15 protein-coding genes are annotated in these 22,470 nt (G+C 59.6%); 14 read left to right on the top strand and 1 reads right to left on the bottom strand.

Annotated features, from left to right (window positions below; genetic code table 11):
• The first annotated feature begins 70 nt into the window (after positions 1–70).
• Positions 71–1,339 (top strand): malic enzyme-like NAD(P)-binding protein, encoded by a 1,269-nt coding sequence (locus GPL81_RS03970; protein ID WP_096513799.1) that lies wholly within the window; start codon positions 71–73, stop codon positions 1,337–1,339.
• Between the two features lie 264 nt (positions 1,340–1,603).
• On the opposite strand, the gene GPL81_RS03965 is transcribed toward GPL81_RS03970, so the two are convergent.
• Complete coding sequence (locus tag GPL81_RS03965) at positions 1,604–4,042, bottom strand: penicillin-binding protein 1A (protein ID WP_425502525.1); 2,439 nt, start codon at positions 4,040–4,042, stop codon at positions 1,604–1,606.
• Positions 4,043–4,259: 217 nt separating this feature from the next.
• Here GPL81_RS03965 and GPL81_RS03960 point away from each other — a divergent pair, with 217 nt between their 5' ends.
• The 13 genes from GPL81_RS03960 (at position 4,260) to GPL81_RS03900 (ending at position 22,421) form a co-directional block, all read left to right on the top strand.
• Positions 4,260–5,321, top strand: a complete 1,062-nt coding sequence (locus GPL81_RS03960) for a pilus assembly protein PilM (RefSeq protein WP_160105287.1) — start codon at positions 4,260–4,262, stop codon at positions 5,319–5,321.
• Positions 5,321–5,887 carry a PilN domain-containing protein gene (locus GPL81_RS03955; RefSeq protein ID WP_160105286.1) on the top strand — a complete coding sequence of 189 codons (567 nt, stop codon included), beginning with the start codon at positions 5,321–5,323 and terminating at the stop codon, positions 5,885–5,887. The genes GPL81_RS03960 and GPL81_RS03955 overlap by 1 nt, the downstream gene beginning before the upstream one ends.
• Positions 5,884–6,507: a type 4a pilus biogenesis protein PilO gene (pilO, locus tag GPL81_RS03950; protein ID WP_160105285.1), complete on the top strand. Its 624-nt coding sequence runs from the start codon at positions 5,884–5,886 to the stop codon at positions 6,505–6,507. The genes GPL81_RS03955 and pilO overlap by 4 nt, the downstream gene beginning before the upstream one ends.
• Positions 6,504–7,031 carry a pilus assembly protein PilP gene (locus tag GPL81_RS03945; protein WP_160105284.1) on the top strand — a complete coding sequence of 176 codons (528 nt, stop codon included), beginning with the start codon at positions 6,504–6,506 and terminating at the stop codon, positions 7,029–7,031. The genes pilO and GPL81_RS03945 overlap by 4 nt, the downstream gene beginning before the upstream one ends.
• A gap of 13 nt (positions 7,032–7,044) precedes the next feature.
• Positions 7,045–9,120, top strand: a complete 2,076-nt coding sequence (locus GPL81_RS03940) for a type IV pilus secretin PilQ (protein ID WP_160105519.1) — start codon at positions 7,045–7,047, stop codon at positions 9,118–9,120.
• Positions 9,121–9,124: 4 nt separating this feature from the next.
• Positions 9,125–9,643: a shikimate kinase AroK gene (gene aroK, locus GPL81_RS03935; protein ID WP_056725695.1), complete on the top strand. Its 519-nt coding sequence runs from the start codon at positions 9,125–9,127 to the stop codon at positions 9,641–9,643.
• Positions 9,644–9,790: 147 nt separating this feature from the next.
• A complete protein-coding gene (gene aroB / locus GPL81_RS03930) occupies positions 9,791–10,891 on the top strand; it encodes a 3-dehydroquinate synthase (protein ID WP_160105283.1) in 1,101 nt (366 codons plus the stop codon).
• 10 nt (positions 10,892–10,901) lie between these two features.
• Positions 10,902–12,506, top strand: a complete 1,605-nt coding sequence (locus GPL81_RS03925; protein ID WP_160105282.1) for an AAA family ATPase — start codon at positions 10,902–10,904, stop codon at positions 12,504–12,506.
• Between the two features lie 348 nt (positions 12,507–12,854).
• Positions 12,855–17,300, top strand: coding sequence for a glutamate synthase large subunit (gltB, locus tag GPL81_RS03920; protein ID WP_160105281.1), 4,446 nt, complete (start codon positions 12,855–12,857; stop codon positions 17,298–17,300).
• Between the two features lie 32 nt (positions 17,301–17,332).
• A complete protein-coding gene (locus tag GPL81_RS03915; RefSeq protein ID WP_160105280.1) occupies positions 17,333–18,751 on the top strand; it encodes an FAD-dependent oxidoreductase in 1,419 nt (472 codons plus the stop codon).
• A gap of 241 nt (positions 18,752–18,992) precedes the next feature.
• Entirely contained in the window at positions 18,993–20,060 is a 1,068-nt protein-coding gene (gene hemE / locus GPL81_RS03910; RefSeq protein WP_096513788.1) for a uroporphyrinogen decarboxylase, read from the top strand.
• Positions 20,061–20,335: 275 nt separating this feature from the next.
• The gene (gene gbpA, locus GPL81_RS03905) at positions 20,336–21,802 is read left to right on the top strand and encodes an N-acetylglucosamine-binding protein GbpA (RefSeq protein WP_160105279.1); all 1,467 of its coding nucleotides are present in this window, start codon (positions 20,336–20,338) and stop codon (positions 21,800–21,802) included.
• Between the two features lie 76 nt (positions 21,803–21,878).
• Complete coding sequence (locus GPL81_RS03900) at positions 21,879–22,421, top strand: cytochrome b (protein ID WP_160105278.1); 543 nt, start codon at positions 21,879–21,881, stop codon at positions 22,419–22,421.
• Positions 22,422–22,470 lie beyond the last annotated feature (49 nt).

Here is a 22,470-nt window from a genome sequence, read left to right as displayed (position 1 = left end):
CTTGTGGGGATTTTACGAGGCGCGTATCCTCGCTGACCAGTCTGTCCAACAGTAAAAGCGGAATGCCAAAATGTCTGATCTGAAAACTGCCGCTCTCGAATATCATGCCAATCCTCGTCCAGGGAAGCTGAGCGTCGAGCTCACCAAGGCCACCGCTACCGCCCGCGACCTGTCGCTGGCCTACAGCCCCGGCGTAGCCGAACCAGTTCGCGAAATCGCCCGCGATCCTGAACTGGCCTACAAATACACCGGCAAAGGCAACCTGGTTGCAGTCATTTCCGATGGCACCGCGATTCTGGGCCTGGGTAACCTCGGCCCATTGGCTTCCAAGCCCGTGATGGAAGGTAAAGGCGTGCTGTTCAAGCGCTTCGCCGGCATCGACGTTTTCGACATCGAAGTCGATTCCGAAAGCCCGCAAGCCTTCATCGACACCGTCAAACGCATCTCCATCACTTTCGGTGGCATCAACCTGGAAGACATCAAGGCACCGGAGTGCTTTGAGATCGAACGCGCCCTGATCGAACAGTGCGACATTCCGGTGTTCCACGATGACCAGCACGGCACCGCGATCGTGACCGCCGCTGGTATGATCAACGCCCTGGAAATCGCCGGCAAAACCCTCCCGGAAGCCAAGATTGTCTGCCTGGGTGCCGGTGCTGCCGCCATCTCCTGCATGAAATTGCTGGTGAGCATGGGCGCCAAGGTCGAGAACATCTTCATGATCGACCGTACCGGTGTGATCCATGCTGGCCGTGACGACCTGAACCAGTACAAGGCCGTATTCGCCCACGCTACCGAGAAGCGCACGCTGGATGACGCCATCGAAGGCGCCGATGTGTTCGTAGGCCTGTCGGGCCCTAACCTGCTGAGCGCCGAGCAACTCAAGCGCATGGCGGCCAACCCGATCGTCTTCGCATGCTCGAACCCGGATCCGGAAATCTCCCCGGAACTGGCACACGCTACCCGTAGCGATGTGATCATGGCTACCGGCCGTTCGGACTACCCGAACCAGGTCAACAACGTACTGGGCTTCCCGTTCATCTTCCGCGGTGCCCTGGACGTACGCGCCAAGCGCATCAACGAAGAAATGAAAGTGGCCGCGGCCAATGCCCTGCGCGAACTGGCCAAGCTGCCGGTTCCTCAGGAAGTGTGCGACGCCTACGGCGGCATCAAGCTGGAATTCGGTCGTGAGTACATCATTCCGAAGCCAATGGATGCCCGTCTGATCACCCTGATCTCCGACGCCGTTGCCAAGGCAGCGATCGAGACCGGCGTGGCGACCCTGCCGTATCCGAAGCACTACCCGCTGAAAAGCGTGGATGATGTGTTTAACGGCTAAGTCGTTGTAGCGCTTCAACCAAAAAGCCCCGGCTCGTATTGAGTCGGGGCTTTTTATTGGCTGCGGTTTTTGTGTTGTCTGTGCGGGCCTCTTCGCTGGCAAGCCAGCTCCCACAGGGATTGCGGTGATTGACAATTCGTGAGAGCGCCGCAGAACCTTGTGGGAGCGGGCTTGCCCGCGAAGGGGCCGGATCAATCACCGAAAAAACAGCAGGCAGTGAAAAGCCCTGCGACTCTCTCGAGGGCAGGGCTTTTTTGACTCCGATCAGAACAAATCGATCGGTGCCGCTTCGTCCGCTGGCAGCGGGCTGCCCGGCGCATTGCCGTTACCCAGCTCATTGACCGACGGCGGTGTGTCTTCGGCCTTGAACAGTTCGAAGTAAGCCCCTGGCGTGCCTGGAGTCGCTGCGCGGCCGCTGACCGGATCGACACGCAGGCTCAGGATGCCTTCCGGCTCTGGTTGCGTGTGCGGCGGCAGGCCTTTGAGTGCCGCACCCATGTAGTTCATCCAGATCGGCAGTGCCACGGTGCCGCCGAACTCCTTGCGGCCCAGGCTTTCAGGCTGGTCGAAGCCGGTCCAGACGGTGGTCACGTAATCGGCGTTATAGCCGGAGAACCAGGCGTCCTTGGATTCGTTGGTGGTGCCGGTCTTGCCGGCGATATCGCCGCGGCCAAGGGCCAGGGCGCGACGTCCGGTGCCAAGTTTGATCACGTCCTCGAGCATGCTGTTGAGGATATAGGTGGTGCGGCCATCGACAATACGCTCGGCCACTGCCGGAGCTTGTGGTGCTGGTTGGGCGGTCAGTGCTTCGCCCGGCGTGGCGTTGACCGTAAAGGCCCCGGCGACCGGCGCGGCGATACCGTCGCTGGCCACATCGCCCTTGGGAACGCTCGGCGGGTTGGCGACAAACAATGTATCGCCATTGCGGCTTTCGACCTTGTCGATGATATATGGGGTGATCTTGTAGCCGCCGTTGGCAAAAGTGCTCCAGCCGGTAGCGATTTCCATTGGCGTCAAGGTCGCGGTGCCCAGTGCCAGGGACAGGTTGGGCGGTAGATCCTGCTTGTTGAAGCCAAAGCGGGTGATGTAGTCGATGGTTTTGCCAACGCCCATCGCCTGCAGCAGGCGGATCGACACCAGGTTGCGCGACTTGTACAGCGCTTCGCGCAGGCGGATCGGGCCGAGGAAGGTATTGGTGTCGTTTTTCGGACGCCAGACCTTGTCCAGGTACTCGTCGACGAACACGATTGGAGCATCGTTCACCAGACTGGCAGCGGTATACCCGTTATCCAGCGCGGCACTGTAGACGAATGGCTTGAAGCTCGAGCCCGGTTGGCGCTTGGCCTGCAATGCGCGGTTGTAGTTACTCTGTTCGAAGGCGAAGCCGCCGACCAGTGCACGGATCGCACCGTTTTGCGGGTCGAGGGACACCAGTGCACCTTGGGCTTGCGGGATCTGGCTGAACTTCAGCGAATCGTCCGGTTGGCGCTGCACGCGAATCAGGTCGCCGACCTGCGCCACGTCCGACGGCTGCTTGGGATTGGCGCCCACGCTGTTGGTGTTCAGGAACGGGCGAGCCCATTTCATGCTGTCCCAGCCCACGTGCTCGCTGCCCGTGCGGGTGAGGACCTGCAGGCCGTTCTTGTCGACCTGGGTGACGATGGCCGGCTCAAGGCTGCTGATGGTGCGCTGCTTGGTCAGCTCGGTCGCCCACGCTTCGCGGGTCTTGCCCGGCAGGCGTGATTCAGGGCCGCGATAACCATGACGCTGGTCGTAGGTCATCAAGCCTTCGTGGACGGCGGTATTGGCCATTTCCTGCAGGTTGCTCGGCACCGTGGTGGTGACGCGGAAACCTTCGGTGTAGGCGTCGCTGCCATAACGGCCGACCATTTCGGCGCGGGCCATTTCGGCGATGTAAGGGGCATTCACTTCCGGTGTCGGCACGTGATAACTGGCGTTCAGCGGCTCGTTGATCGCGGCGGTGTAATCAGCTTCGGTGATTTTGCCGAGCTTGTACATGCGCCCCAGGATCCAGTCGCGACGTTCCTTGCTGCGCGCCGGGTTGGCGAGCGGGTTGAAGCGTGACGGGGCTTTCGGCAAGCCGGCGATCATCGCCATTTGCGCCAGGCTGACGTCACGAATCGACTTGCCATAGTAAACCTGAGCTGCCGCTTCGATGCCGTAGGCACGGTTGCCCAGGTAGATCTTGTTGACGTACAGCTCAAGGATTTCGTCCTTGGTCAGCTGCCGTTCGATCTGCAGGGCCAGAAGAATTTCAGTGGTTTTACGCGAAAAACTGCGCTCGCTGGTCAGGAAGAAGTTCTTCGCCACCTGCATGGTGATGGTGCTGCCGCCGGACTGGATGTGACCGCTTTTGACCAGTTGGCTGGCGGCGCGCATCAGGCTGCTTGGATCGACCCCGTAGTGATTGGCGAAGTTATCGTCTTCAGCACTTAGTAACGCATTGATGAAATTGGGGGGAATGTCGGCGAAACGGATGGGAGTACGGCGCATTTCGCCAAACTCTGCGATCAGTTTGTTGTCGCTGCTGTACACCCGTAGCGGAATCTGCAACTGGATGCTTCTCAGCGCCTCCACGGATGGCAATCCGGGGCTAAGGTAAAGAAACGCCCCGCTCAGACCCAAAAGCAGTCCGCAGAAAACCGCGACGATGGACCAACCGAGAAATTTCAGCAGACGAATCAAGGCTTTTGGATATCCAGGGCAAAAAATGAATTAGGCATCAGGGTTCAGGCTAAAGGCAAACAACCCGCGCTTGAGAAAAAGCGGAAAAAAACGCTCGGCATTATAAGCATTTTTCTGTCGCAGGCGTCATTGGCGGCTGCTGTCAAGACGGGCGGATGGAACGCAATACACATTACAGAGTCCGTAACTCACGGATAGTCATAGGGAATTGCTAGTGCCAGGACTCTTCAATAAAAAAGCCAATGCGCTTTTGGGCATCGACATCAGCTCCACATCGGTAAAACTGCTGGAACTGAGCCGCCAGGGCGAACGCTATCGGGTCGAGGCCTATGCCGTCGAGCCGCTGCCTGCCAGCGCAGTTATCGAGAAGAACATCGCCGAGCTCGAAGGTGTGGGTCAGGCGCTCTCTCGTGTGCTGACCAAGGCTAAAACCAGCCTCAGGAACGTGGCTGTGGCAGTGGCCGGTTCGGCGGTGATCACCAAGACCATCGAGATGGATGCCAGTCTTTCCGACGACGAGATGGAAAGCCAGCTGAAAATCGAGGCCGATCAGTACATTCCCTATCCACTGGACGAGGTTGCCATCGACTTCGAAGTCCAGGGTGTGTCAACGCGCAACCCCGAGCGGGTCAATGTGTTGCTCGCGGCCTGCCGCAAGGAAAACGTCGAGGTTCGGGAAGCCGCCCTGACCCTGGCCGGCCTGACCGCTCGCGTGGTCGACGTGGAGGCCTATGCCCTGGAGCGATCATTTGGTTTGCTGGAGAATCATTCGGCAATCTCCGAGGGGCGCCTGGTGGCGGTGGTCGATATCGGCGCAACCATGACGACGCTGAGCGTGCTGCTTGGCGGGCGAATCATCTACACCCGTGAACAGTTGTTCGGTGGCCGTCAACTGACCGAAGAGATCCAGCGTCGGTATGGCCTGACGACCGAGCAGGCAGGCCTGGCGAAGAAGCAGGGCGGTTTGCCGGACGATTACGTCAGCGAGGTGTTGCAGCCGTTTCGCGAGGCATTGGTGCAGCAGGTCTCGCGTTCACTGCAGTTTTTCTTTGCCTCTGGCCAGTACCACGCGGTCGATCACATTCTGTTGGCCGGTGGCACTGCGTCAGTCCCCGGTCTGGATCGACTGATCGAGCAGCAATTACGCACGCCAACGCAGGTGGCCAACCCGTTTTCCAACATGACCCTGAGCAGCAAGGTCAACGCCATGGCGCTGGCCAGTGACGCGCCCGCCCTGATGATCGCCTGCGGGCTGGCCCTCAGGAGTTTCGACTGATGGCGCAGATCAATCTTTTACCCTGGCGCGAAGAGCTTCGCGAAGAGCGCCGCAAGCGCTTTTTGTTGACGCTGGTCGGCGTGTTGGTGGGGGCGACAGGTGCGGTTTTGATCGCAAACCAGGCGATCAGCAACGCCATCGACCGGCAGGTTGCGCGTAACGATTACATCGGCCAGCAGATCGTCGTGGTCGATGAGCGGATCAAGCAGATCAGTGACCTCAAGGCGCGTCGCCAGCAATTGATCGAGCGCATGCGCATCATTCAGGACCTGCAAGGCAATCGGCCGATCAGCGGGCGAATTTTTGACCAGCTGGCGCGGACGCTGCCTGACGGGGTCTATTTCAGCGAAGTAAAAATGGTTGGCAAGACCTTGTCCATTACTGGCGCGGCAGAATCCAACAACCGTGTATCCGACCTGATGCGCAATCTGGATGCCTCCGACTGGTTCGATGCGCCCAGCCTGACGGAAGTCAAGGCGACCACCGCCGGTCAACTGGACCAGGCGAATGTCTTTCAACTCACCGTTCGTCAGACCCAGCCTGCAGTGGTGGAGGGCGGGAAATGAGTCTGTCCGAATGGTTCGAAGGCCTGCGCAAGATCGATATCAATGATCTGGACACCCATAACATCGGTTCCTGGCCGCCCGCGATCAAGGTTGTGGTGGGTGTACTGATCATGGTGCTGGTGCTGGCGTTCGGTTACAGCTTTTCCACAGGTGAACTCGAGAGCCAGCTCAATCTCAAGCGTGAGGAAGAGTCGACCCTCAAGGAGCAATTCGCGACCAAGGCTCATATGGCGGCGAATCTGGAGCTGTACACCCAGCAAATGAAGGAAATGGAGAACTCCTTTGGCGTACTGCTGCGACAACTACCCAGTGATACCGAAGTGCCCGGCCTGCTGGAAGACATCACCCGCACCGGCCTGGGCAGCGGTCTGGAGTTTGAAGAGATCAAGCTGTTGCCGGAGGTCACCCAGCCGTTCTACATCGAGTTGCCAATCCAGATTACCGTCACCGGCGCCTATCACGACCTGGCCACTTTCGTCAGCGGTGTGGCCGGGCTGCCGCGCATTGTCACCCTGCACGATTTCGACCTGGCACCGGTCAGTTCCGACGGCGGCCCCAAATTGCGCATGAGCATTTTGGCCAGGACCTATCGCTACAACGACGAGGGGCTGCACCCATGAGCCCGATTCGTGTTTTTTCCATGGTCGTGGTGCTGGTCCAGCTGACGGGCTGCGGTGGCGGTAATGACTTCAGTGATCTGGATGCCTACATGAACGAAATGCGCCTGCGGGCGCCGGGCAAGATTGAACCAACGCCGACATTCCGGTCTTACCCGACATTCACTTACAACGCCGCCAACCTGCGCAGTCCGTTTTCCCGGCAGGTCAGGATCGACCTGGCCGGTCAGCAGCGCGGCTCGCGTAACGTCAAGCCGGACCCCGATCGGGTCAAGCAGTACCTCGAGGGCTTCAACATCGAGCAGTTTGAAATGGTCGGCACGATTTCCAATGCGTCAGGCTCCTTTGCGCTGCTACGGGGTGCCGGCGGAGTACACCGGCTGAAAGTCGGAGATTATCTGGGGCGTAACGATGGCCGGATCGTCGCTATCAACGCCTCGCAAGTCGATGTGGTGGAAATCGTCCCTGATGGCCAGGGGGCCTGGCTGGAGAGGCCGCGGACCCTCCCTTTGAAAGAGCACTCATAGTGGAACTCGAATGATGAACAGGATTTTCTCAACCCTCGGTATGTCGCTATGGATAGCGCTGCTTTCGCCGATGGTACAAGCGGCTAACCTCAAGGCGCTGGATGTCGCTGCGCTGCCGGGGGACCGTGTCGAGTTGAAGCTGGCGTTCGATGGGCAACCTCCGAGGCCCCATGGGTATACGACAGAGTCCCCGGCACGGATCGCACTGGACTTGCCGGGTGTCGTCAGTCAGCTGTCGAACAAGACTCGCGACCTTGGCAGTGGCAATGCCCGAAGCGCGACGGTGGTCGAGGTCAAGGACCGCACGAGGTTGATCATCAATCTGACCCAGTTGACCCCTTACGACACACGGGTCGAAGGCAATAACCTGTTTGTGGTGGTGGGCCAGGGTGCCAAAAGCACAGCCTCCAGGCAGCCAGCCGCTGTAGTTCCGACTCCGGCCCCGGCGCGTGCACCTGCAGCAACGACGAAGGCCATCCGCGCGGTGGATTTTCAGCGCGGCACTCAGGGTGAAGGCAATGTCGTAATCGATTTGTCGGATCCGTCCATCGCGCCAGATATTCAGGAGCGCGAGGGCAAGATCGTTCTCGGTTTCACCAAGACCCGATTGCCCGAGCCGCTGCGTGTGCGCCTGGACGTCAAGGACTTCGCCACACCGGTGCAGTTCGTCAATGCCAGCGCCACAGGTGACAAGGCCACGATCACGATCGAGCCCAGCGGTGCCTTCGATTATTCGACCTACCAGACCGACAACAAGCTGACCGTCAGCATCCGCCCGATGACGGTAGATGATCTGCAGAAACGTAACGCCGACCGCTACGCCTATAGTGGTGAAAAGCTCTCGTTGAATTTCCAGGACATTGATGTGCGTTCGGTACTGCAACTGATCGCCGATTTCACCAATCTCAATCTGGTGGCCAGTGACACGGTGCAGGGTGGCATCACGTTGCGTTTGCAAAACGTGCCCTGGGATCAGGCGCTGGACCTGGTGTTGAAAACCAAGGGGCTGGACAAGCGCAAGATCGGCAATGTGCTGTTGGTGGCGCCGGCCGATGAAATCGCCGCCCGGGAACGCCAGGAACTGGAGTCGCAGAAACAGATTGCCGAGCTGGCACCGCTGCGCCGGGAGCTGCTGCAGGTCAATTACGCCAAGGCAGCCGATATTGCCAAGTTGTTCCAGTCGGTGACCAGCGCCGAGGCGAAAGTCGACGAACGGGGTTCGATCACCGTCGATGAGCGCACCAACAACATCATTGCCTACCAGACCCAGGACCGACTCGACGAGTTGCGGCGAATCGTGGCGCAACTGGATATCCCGGTGCGCCAGGTGATGATCGAGGCGCGGATCGTCGAAGCGAACGTCGATTACGACAAGAGTCTTGGGGTGCGCTGGGGCGGCTCGGTCCAGAATAGGGGCAACTGGAACACGTCTGGTGTCAGTAACGGTGTCAACGGCTCATCGACCATTGGTACGCCAGGAAGCACCAGTACCAATTCGCCGTTCGTCGACATGGGGGCTGCCAACAATACCTCGGGGATCGGCATCGCGTTCATCACTGATAACGTCTTGCTCGATCTGGAACTTACCGCCATGGAGAAAACCGGCAACGGCGAAATCGTCTCGCAACCCAAGGTGGTCACGTCCGACAAGGAAACCGCGAAAATCCTCAAGGGCACCGAGATTCCCTATCAGGAAGCCAGCTCCAGCGGCGCTACTTCGGTCTCGTTCAAGGAGGCTTCGCTGTCGCTGGAAGTGACGCCGCAAATCACCCCGGACAACCGGATCATCATGGAGGTCAAGGTCACCAAGGACGAGCCGGACTACCTGAACAAGGTGCAGGATGTGCCGCCAATCAAGAAAAACGAGGTCAATGCCAAGGTGCTGGTGAACGATGGCGAGACCATCGTGATTGGGGGCGTTTTCTCAAATACTCAAAGCAAGGTTGTAGATAAGGTGCCATTTCTTGGCGATGTGCCGTATCTTGGCCGCCTTTTCCGGCGTGACGTGGTTTCGGAGAAAAAATCCGAGCTGTTGGTGTTTCTCACTCCGCGTATCATGAATAACCAGGCGATTGCTGTGAGTCGTTGATTCTGTGCGAAATTTGATTCTTGTAGGACCGATGGGCGCTGGAAAAAGCACCATCGGCCGGTTGCTGGCCAAAGAGCTGCGCTTGCCATTCAAAGATTCCGATAAGGAAATTGAATTACGCACGGGCGCCAATATCCCATGGATCTTCGACAAGGAAGGCGAACCGGGCTTTCGTGACCGTGAGCAGGCAATGATTGCCGAGCTGTGCGATTACGACGGTGTGGTGCTGGCGACCGGTGGTGGCGCAGTCATGCGCGAAGCCAATCGTCGGGCGCTGCATGCCGGTGGACGGGTGGTTTATCTGCATGCGTCCGTCGAGCAGCAGGTCGGCCGTACCTCCCGCGACCGCAATCGGCCCTTGTTGCGCACTGCCGATCCGGCCAAGACCCTTCGTGACCTGTTGGCGATCCGTGATCCGCTGTATCGGGAAATCGCCGATCTGGTGGTGGAAACCGATGAGCGGCCGCCGCGAATGGTCGTGCTCGATATTCTCGAACGCTTGCAGCAGCTGCCTCCCCGTTAATGCGCGGCGCGAAATGCGCTATCCTCGGCGTCTGCCACAACCGCTCAAGGTTGTGGCGAACGGCTATCAAGCGGCGTCACACCGACACAAGCCGTGGAGCGTTAACTCAAGGCAGGAATCCTGATTCCATCTTCACTGTGGGGACACATGCAGACACTCAAGGTCGATCTAGGCGAGCGCAGCTACCCGATTCATATTGGCGAAGGTCTGTTGGATCAGCCTGAGCTGCTGGCCCCGCATATTCGCGGTCGGCAAGTGGCGATCATCTCCAACGAAACCGTGGCGCCGCTCTATCTCGAACGTCTGACCCGCAGCCTTGCGCAGTTTTCGGTGATTTCCGTGGTGCTGCCCGACGGCGAAGCCTTCAAGACCTGGGAAACCCTGCAACTGATTTTCGATGGTCTGCTGACCGCGCGGCATGATCGTCGCACCACAGTGATCGCCCTTGGTGGCGGTGTGATTGGCGATATGGCCGGTTTTGCGGCGGCCTGCTACCAGCGCGGCGTCGATTTCATCCAGGTCCCGACCACGTTGCTGTCGCAAGTCGACTCTTCGGTGGGTGGCAAGACCGGTATCAACCACCCGCTGGGCAAGAACATGGTCGGCGCCTTCTATCAGCCGAACGTCGTGCTGATCGACACTGCCTCCCTCAACACCCTGCCGGCCCGCGAGCTGTCCGCCGGTCTGGCCGAAGTCATCAAGTACGGGCTGATCTGCGACGAGCCGTTCCTGACCTGGCTCGAAGACAACGTCGACCGCCTGCGCAATCTGGATCAGCAAGCCCTGACCTATGCCATCGAACGCTCTTGTGCGGCCAAGGCCGCCGTGGTCGGGGCTGACGAAAAAGAAACCGGTGTGCGAGCCACGCTCAACCTGGGCCACACCTTTGGCCACGCCATCGAAACCCATATGGGGTACGGTGTCTGGCTGCATGGCGAAGCGGTAGCCGCTGGCACCGTGATGGCATTGGAAATGTCCGCACGCCTGGGCTGGATCAGCGAACAGGACCGCGACCGCGGCATTCGTCTGTTCCAGCGCGCCGGCCTGCCGGTCATCCCGCCTGAAGAGATGACCGAAGCCGATTTCCTCGAACACATGGCTATTGATAAAAAAGTGATCGACGGTCGTTTGCGCCTGGTGCTGCTGCGCCGCATGGGCGAAGCGGTGGTGACCGACGATTATCCGAAAGAGGTTCTACAGGCCACGCTGGGAGCGGATTACCGCGCCCTGGCTCAGCTTAAAGGTTAATAAGAACGCGATGACTAGTTTGCATGCCGACGAGGCTTTCCTCGGCCATTTCCAGTTGAGTCACGACCCTTTTGCTCCACGGGTGCCTGGCTTCAAGTTTTTCCCGGCCCAGCGCAAACCGGTGCTGGGGCAGTTGCACCACCTGGCACGTTACAGCCAGTTGCTGCTGGTGGTCACTGGCCCGCAAGGCAGTGGCAAGACCCTGTTGCGTCAGGCCTTGGTGGCCAGCACCAACAAGCAGTCAGTGCAGAGCGTGGTGGTTTCCGCCCGGGGCGCCGGCGACTCTGCCGGCCTGCTGCGCCAGGTCGCCCAGGCGCTGGACATTGCCCAGGCCGAGACCGGTGCCATTCTGGATCAGGTGGTGCAGCTGGCTCTCACGGGGCAGGAAGTCTATCTGCTGGTGGATGACGCCGAGCAGCTCGACGAGTCTGCGCTCGAAGCCTTGATGACGCTGGCCGCCGGTGCATCGGAAGGTCGCCCGCATGTGTTCCTGTTCGGCGAGACGTCGCTGATTGCCCAGCTTGAGGCTTTGCAGCTTGAGGAAGAGCGCTTCCACGTCATCGAGTTGCAGCCTTACACCGAAGAAGAAACCCGCGAATATCTGGATCAGCGGCTTGAAGGCGCGGGGCGCGGTATCGAACTTTTCACCGCGGATCAGATCTCTGATATTCACGAAAGCTCCGACGGTTGGCCTGGCAACATCAATCAGGTCGCCCGCGATGCGATGATCGAAGCCATGATTGCCAGCCGTTCAGCGGTGAAGCGTCCAAGTATGGGGTTCAATATGCCGAAGAAACACGTATTGGCGATATCCGCCGTCGTTGTGGTCGCGGTGGCCGCCGCCTGGTTGATGCCGGGTCGCAGCAAAGCACCGACCACAGGTGCACCAGCCAACGAGCAGGCGCAATTGCCGCTCGGCCAGGGTTCGGCGAACGGCGGTGCTCCGGCCGTCGAATTCGCAGGTAACACTCAGCCGATGCCACTGCCGTTGGTCGGTAATTCACAGCCGGTCATGCGTAAACCGCTCGCCGAAGCGGCTGGTGGCATCACCGAAGGCGATGATGGCGTGCCGGTGGAAGGTTCCAGCGCCACACCACCGACCGTGACCACGATCGCACCGCCTGCCGGCGTCCCTGCCGGCCCTGCACCGACGCCAGCGGCCAAGCCGGTACCTTCACCGACTCAAGTCGCTACCGCCAAGCCGGCACCGGCTCCAGCACCAGTCGCCGCCAAGCCTGCTCCAGCGCCCGCCAAACCGGCCGTTGCCGCTGCTGCCAAGCCTGCCGAGAAACCTGCCGAGAAGCCGGCGCCTGCGGCCAAGGCTGCTGGCGGTACCTGGTATGCCGGTCAGGCACCGGGCAACTACGTCGTGCAAATCCTCGGCACCAGCTCCGAAGCGACCGCGCAAAACTTCGTCAAGGAGCAGGGCGGCGAGTACCGTTATTTCAAGAAAGTCCTCAACGGCAAACCGCTTTACGTCATCACCTACGGTAACTTCGCCAACCGCGATGCAGCCGTTACCGCCATCAAGGCCTTGCCAGCGAAGGTTCAGGCTGGTAAACCTTGGCCTCGCTCTGTCGCCAGCGTCCAACAGGAACTGGCAACAGCTCGCTGAAGATTCGGCGGCCTTACCCAGGCCGCCTCTCCCGGCACCTCAAAATTTCTGCAAGGCATGCCGCCCTCAAGGCCGCATGCTTTGTGGTGTCTGCGTCACAGTAGTCTTTGAGTCGTTGCGGTCAAAATTAAAAAAGTTTTGACTAGCACAGCAGATCGCTTTAAACCTTTCACAAATGCGACATAGATTTGCGACATTTCGTCGTCAAATTTGTGAGGCCAAGTGTCGGTGTGTACAATGACCTCCCTTTTGCCCCCGCAAAGCTGGCGTACGTTCGGCGCGGATGGTAAGTGGTTGAATTGAAAAGAAATTTGCCTCGACAAGAGGCAGCCTGGTGAGAAAGTGTCTATGAAAGCAGGTCTGTACCAACCAGATGAATTCAAGGATAACTGCGGTTTCGGCCTGATAGCCCATATGCAGGGCGAGCCCAGTCATACCCTTTTGCAAACGGCCATCGAGGCCCTGACCTGCATGACCCACCGCGGTGGGATTAATGCTGACGGCAAGACCGGTGACGGTTGCGGTCTGCTGATTCAAAAACCGGACGTGTTCCTGCGAGCCATCGCCCAGGAAACGTTCGGCGTCGCACTGCCCAAGCAATACGCCGTGGGCATGGTCTTCTTCAATCAGGACCCGGTCAAAGCCGAAGCCGCTCGCGAGAACATGAACCGCGAGATCCTGGCCGCCGGTCTGCAACTGGTCGGCTGGCGCAAAGTGCCAATCGACACCAGCGTCCTCGGCCGCCTGGCCCTTGAACGCCTGCCACAGATCGAGCAGGTGTACATCGGTGGCGAAGGCCTGAGCGATCAGGACATGGCCGTCAAGCTGTTCACCTCCCGTCGCCGCTCGTCCGTGGCCAATGCCGCCGACGTCGACCACTACGTGTGCAGCTTTTCGCACAAGACCATCATTTACAAAGGCCTGATGATGCCGGCGGATTTGACCGCCTTCTATCCAGACCTGAGCGATGAGCGCCTGCAAACCTCGATTTGCGTGTTCCACCAGCGCTTCTCCACCAACACCCTGCCGAAATGGCCGCTGGCCCAACCGTTCCGCTTCCTGGCGCACAACGGCGAGATCAACACCATCACCGGCAACCGCAACTGGGCCGTGGCCCGTCGCACCAAGTTCACCAACGACTTGATGGACCTGGAAGAACTCGGCCCGCTGGTCAACCGTGTTGGCTCCGACTCCTCCAGCATGGACAACATGCTTGAGCTGATGGTCACCGGTGGCATCGACCTGTTCCGTGGCGTGCGGATGATCATTCCGCCTGCGTGGCAGAACGTCGAAACCATGGACCCGGACCTGCGTGCGTTCTACGAATACAACTCGATGCACATGGAGCCGTGGGACGGCCCGGCCGGCGTGGTCATGACCGACGGTCGCTACGCGGTGTGCCTGCTCGACCGTAACGGTCTGCGTCCGGCGCGTTGGGTCACCACCAAGAACGGCTTCATCACCCTGGCGTCGGAAATCGGCGTCTGGAACTACCAGCCTGAAGATGTGATCGCCAAAGGTCGCGTTGGCCCGGGCCAGATCTTTGCCGTGGACACCGAAACCGGTCAGATCCTCGACACCGATGCCATCGACAACCGCCTGAAGTCCCGTCATCCGTACAAGCAATGGCTGCGCAAGAATGCCCTGCGCATCCAGGCGACCATGGAAGACAACGACCACGGTTCGGCGTTCTACGACGTCGATCAGCTCAAGCAATACATGAAGATGTACCAGGTCACGTTCGAAGAGCGCGACCAGGTGCTGCGTCCGCTTGGCGAACAAGGCTACGAAGCCGTGGGTTCGATGGGCGACGATACGCCGATGGCCGTGCTGTCCCAGCGCGTGCGCACGCCGTACGACTATTTCCGCCAGCAGTTCGCGCAGGTCACCAACCCGCCGATCGACCCGCTGCGTGAAGCCATCGTCATGTCGCTGGAGATCTGCCTCGGTGCCGAGCGCAACATCTTCCAGGAGTCGCCGGAACACGCTTCGCGCGTGATCCTCAGCTCGCCGGTCATTTCCCCGGCCAAGTGGCGCTCGCTGATGAACCTCGATCGTCCGGGCTTCGAGCGCGCGATCATCGACCTCAACTACGACGTAAGCGTCGGCCTCGAAGCGGCGATCCGCAACGTCGCCGATCAGGCTGAAGAAGCCGTGCGCGCCGGTCGTACCCAGGTTGTACTGAGCGACCGTCATATTGCCCCGGGCAAGCTGCCGATCCACGCCTCCCTGGCCACCGGCGCGGTGCACCACCGCCTGACCGAAAAAGGCCTGCGCTGCGATTCCAACATCCTGGTGGAAACCGCCACTGCTCGCGATCCGCATCATTTCGCCGTGTTGATCGGTTTCGGCGCCTCTGCCGTTTATCCGTTCCTGGCTTATGAAGTGCTGGGCGACCTGATCCGTACCGGTGAAGTGCTGGGCGACCTCTACGAGGTGTTCAAGAACTACCGTAAAGGCATCACCAAGGGCCTGCTCAAGATCCTGTCGAAGATGGGTATCTCGACCATCACCTCCTATCGCGGGGCACAACTGTTCGAAGCGATCGGCCTGTCCGAGGAAGTCTGCAACCTGAGCTTCAAGGGCGTACCGAGCCGCATCAAGGGCGCGCGCTTCGTCGACATCGAAGCCGAGCAGAAAGCCCTGGCCACCGAAGCCTGGAGCCCGCGCAAGCCGATCCAGCAAGGCGGCCTGCTGAAGTTCGTCCACGGTGGCGAATATCACGCGTACAACCCGGACGTGGTCAACACCCTGCAAGCCGCCGTGCAGCAGGGCGACTACAGCAAGTTCAAGGAATACACGTCGCTGGTGGACAATCGTCCGGTGTCGATGATCCGCGACCTGCTGAAAGTCAAAACCCTCGACACACCATTGGACATGAGCGAAGTCGAGCCGCTGGAATCGGTGCTCAAGCGCTTCGACTCCGCCGGTATCTCGCTGGGCGCCCTGTCGCCGGAAGCTCACGAAGCCCTGGCCGAAGCCATGAACCGCCTCGGTGCGCGTTCCAACTCCGGTGAAGGCGGTGAAGACCCGGCGCGCTACGGCACCATCAAGAGCTCGAAAATCAAGCAGGTGGCCACCGGCCGTTTCGGTGTGACCCCGGAATACCTGGTCAACGCCGAAGTGCTGCAGATCAAGGTCGCCCAGGGCGCCAAGCCGGGCGAGGGCGGTCAACTGCCAGGCGGCAAGGTCAACGGTCTGATCGCCAAGCTGCGTTACGCAGTGCCGGGCGTGACCCTGATTTCGCCACCGCCGCACCACGACATCTACTCGATCGAAGACTTGTCGCAGCTGATTTTCGACCTGAAACAAGTCAACCCGAAGGCGCTGGTCTCGGTGAAGCTGGTAGCGGAAGCGGGCGTCGGCACCATCGCCGCCGGGGTGGCCAAGGCCTACGCGGACTTGATCACCATCTCCGGCTACGACGGCGGCACCGGTGCATCGCCACTGACCTCGATCAAATACGCGGGCGCTCCGTGGGAGCTCGGCCTGGCCGAAACCCACCAGACCCTGCGTGGCAACGATCTGCGCGGCAAAGTCCGGGTACAGACCGACGGCGGCCTGAAAACCGGCCTCGACGTGATCAAGGCTGCCATCCTCGGCGCTGAAAGCTTCGGCTTCGGTACGGCGCCTATGATTGCTTTGGGTTGCAAATACCTGCGTATCTGCCACCTCAACAACTGCGCCACCGGCGTCGCGACTCAGAACGAGAAGCTGCGCAAGGATCACTACATCGGCACCGTCGACATGGTGGTGAACTTCTTCACCTACGTCGCCGAAGAAACCCGTGAGTGGCTGGCCAAGCTGGGCGTGCGCTCCCTCGAAGAGCTGATCGGACGTACCGATCTGCTGGAAATCCTCGAAGGCCAGACCGCCAAGCAGCATCACCTGGACCTGACCCCGTTACTGGGCAGCGACCACGTGCCGGCAGACAAGCCGCAATTCTGTGGTGTTGAGCGCAACCCGCCGTTCGACAAGGGCCTGCTGGCCGAGAAAATGGTCGAGATGGCCACTTCGGCGATCAACGACCTGAGCGGCGCCGAGTTCGCCCTGGATATCTGCAACTGCGACCGTTCCATCGGCGCGCGGATCTCCGGCGAAATCGCCCGCAAACACGGCAACCAGGGCATGGCCAATGCGCCTATCACCTTCCGCTTCAAAGGCACTGCCGGTCAGAGCTTTGGTGTGTGGAACGCCGGTGGTCTGAACATGTACCTGGAAGGCGACGCCAACGATTACGTCGGCAAAGGCATGACCGGCGGCAAGCTGGTCATCGTTCCGCCGAAGGGCAGCGTCTACAAGACCCAGGACAGTGCCATCATCGGCAACACCTGCCTGTACGGCGCCACTGGCGGCAAGCTGTTCGCCGCCGGCACCGCGGGTGAGCGTTTCGCCGTGCGTAACTCCGGTGCTCACACCGTGGTGGAAGGCACCGGCGATCACTGCTGCGAGTACATGACCGGTGGTTTCGTCTGCGTCCTGGGCAAGACCGGTTACAACTTCGGCTCTGGCATGACCGGCGGTTTCGCCTACGTGCTCGACCAGGACAACTCCTTCGTTGACCGGGTCAACCACGAATTGGTGGAAATCCAGCGGATCAGCGGCGAGGCGATGGAAGCCTACCGCAGCCATTTGCAACGCGTGCTGAACGAGTACGTCGAGGAAACCGACAGCGAGTGGGGTCGTGAACTCGCCGAAAACCTCGACGATTACGTGCGCCGTTTCTGGTTGGTCAAGCCCAAGGCTGCCTCCCTGAAATCGTTGCTTTCCAGCACCCGTGCCAACCCGCAGTGATATGCGCCTGAAGAGTTTGATGAGGTTTTAAAATGGCTGAACGTCTGAATAATGACTTCCAGTTCATCGAGGTCGGGCGCAAGGATCCGAAGAAGAAACTGTTGCGTCAACGCAAGAAAGAGTTCGTGGAAATCTACGAACCCTTCAAACCCCAGCAGTCGGCCGACCAGGCCCACCGCTGCCTGGGTTGCGGCAACCCGTATTGCGAATGGAAGTGCCCGGTGCACAACTTCATTCCCAACTGGCTGAAACTGGTGGCCGAGGGCAACATCCTCGCCGCCGCCGAGCTGTCGCACCAGACCAACACCCTGCCGGAAGTCTGCGGCCGGGTGTGCCCGCAGGACCGTCTGTGTGAGGGTGCCTGCACCCTCAACGACGGCTTCGGCGCGGTGACCATTGGTTCGGTGGAGAAGTACATCACCGACACCGCGTTCGCCATGGGCTGGCGCCCGGACATGTCCAGGGTCAAGCCGACCGGCAAGCGTGTTGCGATCATCGGCGCAGGGCCTGCGGGCCTGGGCTGTGCCGACGTGCTGGTGCGCGGCGGCGTGACTCCGGTGGTGTTCGACAAGAACCCGGAAATCGGTGGCCTGCTGACCTTCGGTATCCCCGAGTTCAAGCTGGAAAAGACCGTGCTGAGCAATCGCCGCGAAGTCTTCACCGGCATGGGCATCGAGTTCCGCCTCAACACCGAGGTGGGCAAGGATGTCACCATGGAGCAACTGCTCGCCGAATACGATGCGGTGTTCATGGGCATGGGTACCTACACCTACATGAAGGGCGGTTTCGCCGGTGAGGACCTGCCGGGCGTGTACGATGCCCTGGACTTCCTGATCGCCAACGTCAACCGCAACCTGGGCTTTGAAAAGTCGCCGGAAGACTTCGTCGACATGAAGGGCAAGAAGGTCGTGGTGCTGGGTGGTGGCGACACGGCGATGGACTGCAACCGTACTTCGATTCGCCAGGGGGCCAAATCGGTGACCTGCGCCTATCGTCGTGACGAAGCGAACATGCCGGGCTCGCGCAAAGAGGTGAAAAACGCCAAGGAAGAAGGCGTGAAATTCCTCTACAACCGCCAGCCGATTGCTATCGTCGGCGAAGACAAGGTCGAAGGCGTGAAGGTGGTCGAGACCCGTCTTGGCGAACCGGATGCCCGTGGCCGTCGCAGCCCCGAGCCGATCCCGGGCTCCGAAGAGATCATCCCGGCCGACGCCGTGGTCATTGCTTTCGGTTTCCGCCCGAGCCCGGCACCGTGGTTCGAGCAGTTCGAGATCCAGACCGACAGCCAGGGCCGCGTCGTGGCACCGGAACAAGGCCAGTACAAGCACCAGACCAGCAACCCGAAAATCTTCGCCGGTGGCGACATGGTTCGTGGTTCTGACCTGGTGGTGACGGCGATCTTCGAAGGCCGCAATGCGGCGGAAGGGATCCTGGATTACCTGGGCGTCTAAACCGAAATCGCGAGCAGGCCTGTTCTGTAGGAGCAAAGCTTGCTCGCGATAGCTTCAGCGCGGTGTTCAAATTGACCGAGTCGCCTGCATCGCGAGCAAGCTTTGCTCCTACAGGGTTGGGGTTATTTGTGATGTGTTCCCCCCGCGACAAATTGACCCGATAGACAAAAGGCTGAGCTGTATCCGTGCCTTTTGCGCCCGGCTCTGAGAAAATGCCCGCACTTTTTTTCCGGATGCCGACATGACTGCCCTGAAGAACGACCGTTTCCTGCGCGCCCTGCTCAAGCAACCCGTAGACGTCACCCCTGTGTGGATGATGCGTCAGGCCGGTCGCTACCTGCCTGAATACCGCGCCAGCCGTGCCAAGGCCGGTGATTTCATGAGCCTGTGCATGAACCCGGCGTTCGCTTGCGAAGTCACGATGCAACCCCTCGACCGTTATCCACAACTGGACGCGGCGATCCTCTTTTCCGACATCCTCACCATTCCCGATGCCATGGGCCAAGGCCTGTACTTCGAAACCGGTGAAGGCCCGCGTTTCAAGAAAGTCGTCAGCACCCTGGCCGACATCGAAGCCCTGCCGATTCCCGATCCGCAGAAAGACCTGGGCTACGTCATGGACGCAGTCAGCACCATCCGCCGCGAACTCAATGGTCGCGTGCCGCTGATCGGGTTCTCCGGCAGCCCGTGGACCCTGGCCACCTACATGGTCGAAGGCGGCTCGTCGAAAGACTTCCGCAAGACCAAAGCCATGCTCTACGACAACCCGCAAGCCATGCACCTGCTGCTGGATAAACTCGCGCAGTCGGTCACCAGCTACCTCAACGGCCAGATCCTGGCCGGTGCACAAGCGGTGCAGATCTTCGACACCTGGGGCGGCAACCTGTCGGCGGCGGCGTATCAGGAATTCTCCCTGGCCTACATGCGCAAAATCGTCAGCGGCCTGATCCGCGAGCACGAAGGTCGCAAGGTGCCGGTCATCCTGTTCACCAAGAACGGCGGCCTGTGGCTGGAAAGCATCGCCGACGCCGGTGCGGATGCGCTGGGCCTGGACTGGACCTGCGACATCGGCAACGCTCGTGAACGCGTCGGCAGCAAAGTCGCCCTGCAAGGCAACATGGATCCGACCGTGCTCTACGCCAAGCCTGAAGCCATCCGCGCCGAAGTCGGTCGCATCCTCGCCAGTTATGGCAAGGGCAGTGGCCACGTGTTCAACCTGGGGCACGGCATCACGCCGGAAGTCGACCCGGAACATGCAGGCGCCTTCTTGCGGGCCGTACATGAGTTGTCGGCGCAGTATCACGAGTAAAAACATGCAAGTTGTTTGAAAGCCTGTCGGGCATGGCGCCCGACAGGCTTTTTTTTGGTTTCTGTTTGGTTGTAGTCGCGCGTCGTCAGGAAGTTCTTACATCCAGGTGTTGTAGAGAATGTTCCTGCTATCACCACAGATTTGCCCTACATAGAAAATTCATTCATCCACGTAATGTCCGGACCTCTTGCTCAGCCCTGCGCTGGGCAGTATCGCAAGCATCGGCGCAAGTAATGCGCGACTGAATATTCGATAAGTAGTCTGGAGTTCGTTCGATGAAAAATAATTCTTACAAGGGAAGTGCGCTGGCCGTCTGCACTTCTTCAATGATCCTGTTATCGACAATGTTGGCATCACAAAGCGCCTCGGCGCATGGCTACCTGGAAGTACCACCTTCCCGTGCGCTGCTTTGCCAGAAAGGCTTGAATACCAACTGCGGTGGCGCGCAATACGAGCCGCAAAGTGTCGGCGAAACCTTCAAGGGCTTCCCGGCCGGTTCCGGCGGTGCGCCGTTGCAAGGGCCGATTGACGGAAAGATCGCCAGTGGTGGCCACTCGCTGTTCTCCGCAATGGATGCACAGTCCGCCACTCGTTGGCATTTGAATGAAATCAAGGATCGCAATATTGATTTCCAATGGCGTTACACCGCTGTACACCCAGCGACAAAACACGAATATTTCATCAGCCGTAATGGCTGGAACCCGAACGAATCGCTCAAACGCGCCACGTTCGAAAGCACGCCGTTCTGCACCATTGACGGCGGCAACCAGAAGCCAGAGTCCGGTGCCAAGCACAACTGCACCCTCCCGGCCGACAAAACCGGCCAGCATGTCATTCTGGCGATCTGGACCGTCGGTGACACCGATGCGGCCTTTTACAACGCAACCGATGTAAACATCATTGCCGAAGCGGAACTGCCGGGCGGCTGGTCCTCCGTAGGCAGCATCGCGCCTTCGACCCAGTTGCTTGTGGGCGACAAGGTCAAGGCCCGTGCGTTCTCGGCCAGTGGCGAGAGCAGCGCTTACAGCGTTGAAGTCTCCATCGATACTGCCGAACAAGGCTCGCCAGACAACTGGTCGTTCAAGCTGGCAGAAGCGATCAACAAGGCTCACACCCTCATCCGTGCAGGCGTTCGCGACGCGGAAGGCAACATTGAGCCGGTCAAGGGCAACAACAGTCTGTATGCGCAAAAAGAAAGCGGCGTGACCCGTTACGAAGTTCAACTGGACATGAAGGAAGACACCGCAGCGCGCATGTCGGTAGCCTCCCAGCAAGCCGAATACGTGCTGGTGAAAGGCCAGGTCAAGGTCGATTTCGGCATGATCTCCAACCGCAAAATGAACGTTGAAGCGACCTTGTTCGACGAGAACAACAAGCCGGTCGGTTCCACCAAGGCCCAGGTGGAAAGTGGTTCTACAAACCTGGTCATGGATGTTCGCAGCAATCCTGGCGAGCACACCCTGACCCTGGTTGGCACAACCCTGGATGGCCGCACCACCCGTCAGGACACAAAGTCGGTCAACGTGACCGGTGAAGGCGCTGGTGCCGACTACGACTTCGTGTTCCCTGAAGGCCTCAGCGACTACAAAGCCGGTACCAAAGTGCTGCAACCAAAGACCAACGAAGTCTTTGAATGCAAGCCGCTCCAGGCGTCCGGTTACTGCAAGCAATACTCCCCGACCGCCAATGGTTTTGAACCTGGCGTCGGTGCGCATTGGCACATGGCCTGGGACAAAATCTAAGCCCTTCCCGTAACCCTTCAGGCGATCAGCAAAGGATCGCCTGAAGGCTTTCTCCTGTTTGAAGTTCGAGTTGAACATGTCGGTTTCGGGTTATTCCGGGCAGCGCGTATGGCTGCATTGGCTATCGGCGGCTGTGATCATCTGGACCTTGGCGTCAGGGTTCTACGTGGCCATGGTCGAAGTGCCTGTGCGGATCAGTCAGTGGGTTGCCTTTATCAATGTGTCGCTGACAACGGTGTTCATCCCGTTTTTTGTCTGGCGCCTCGGTATTTTTGTCGCCCACGTCCGGAGCATGGACTTGAGCATTTTGTCGGTGGAGAAAAAACTCGTGTTTTTCGTCCATACGCTTATTTATTTCGTGGTCACTGTCGTGCTGGCGACCGGTGTGTTGATGATGGATCGCCCGATCGATGTGTTCGGGGTGGTCGAGATCGCACAGCCGCTGAGTGATCCGGCGCTCATTGCGCGATTTTTCACGATTCACGTCTGGTCGTGCCTGTTCCTTTCGTTGCTGATCGCTGTGCATGTCGGCGCGGTGATTGTCCATGAGCTGTGCGGCCATCGCGTGCTGCGGCGTATGTCCCTTTGCGATCGTGTTCGAAGTGAACAAATCGAGTGAACAGACGACTCTGCACACTCTGCGTGTTGGGTTTGTCCGTAGGTTATGC

Source organism: Pseudomonas izuensis (genome assembly GCF_009861505.1).
Taxonomy (GTDB): domain Bacteria; phylum Pseudomonadota; class Gammaproteobacteria; order Pseudomonadales; family Pseudomonadaceae; genus Aquipseudomonas; species Aquipseudomonas izuensis.
This window is presented reverse-complemented; position numbering and strand designations above follow the sequence as displayed.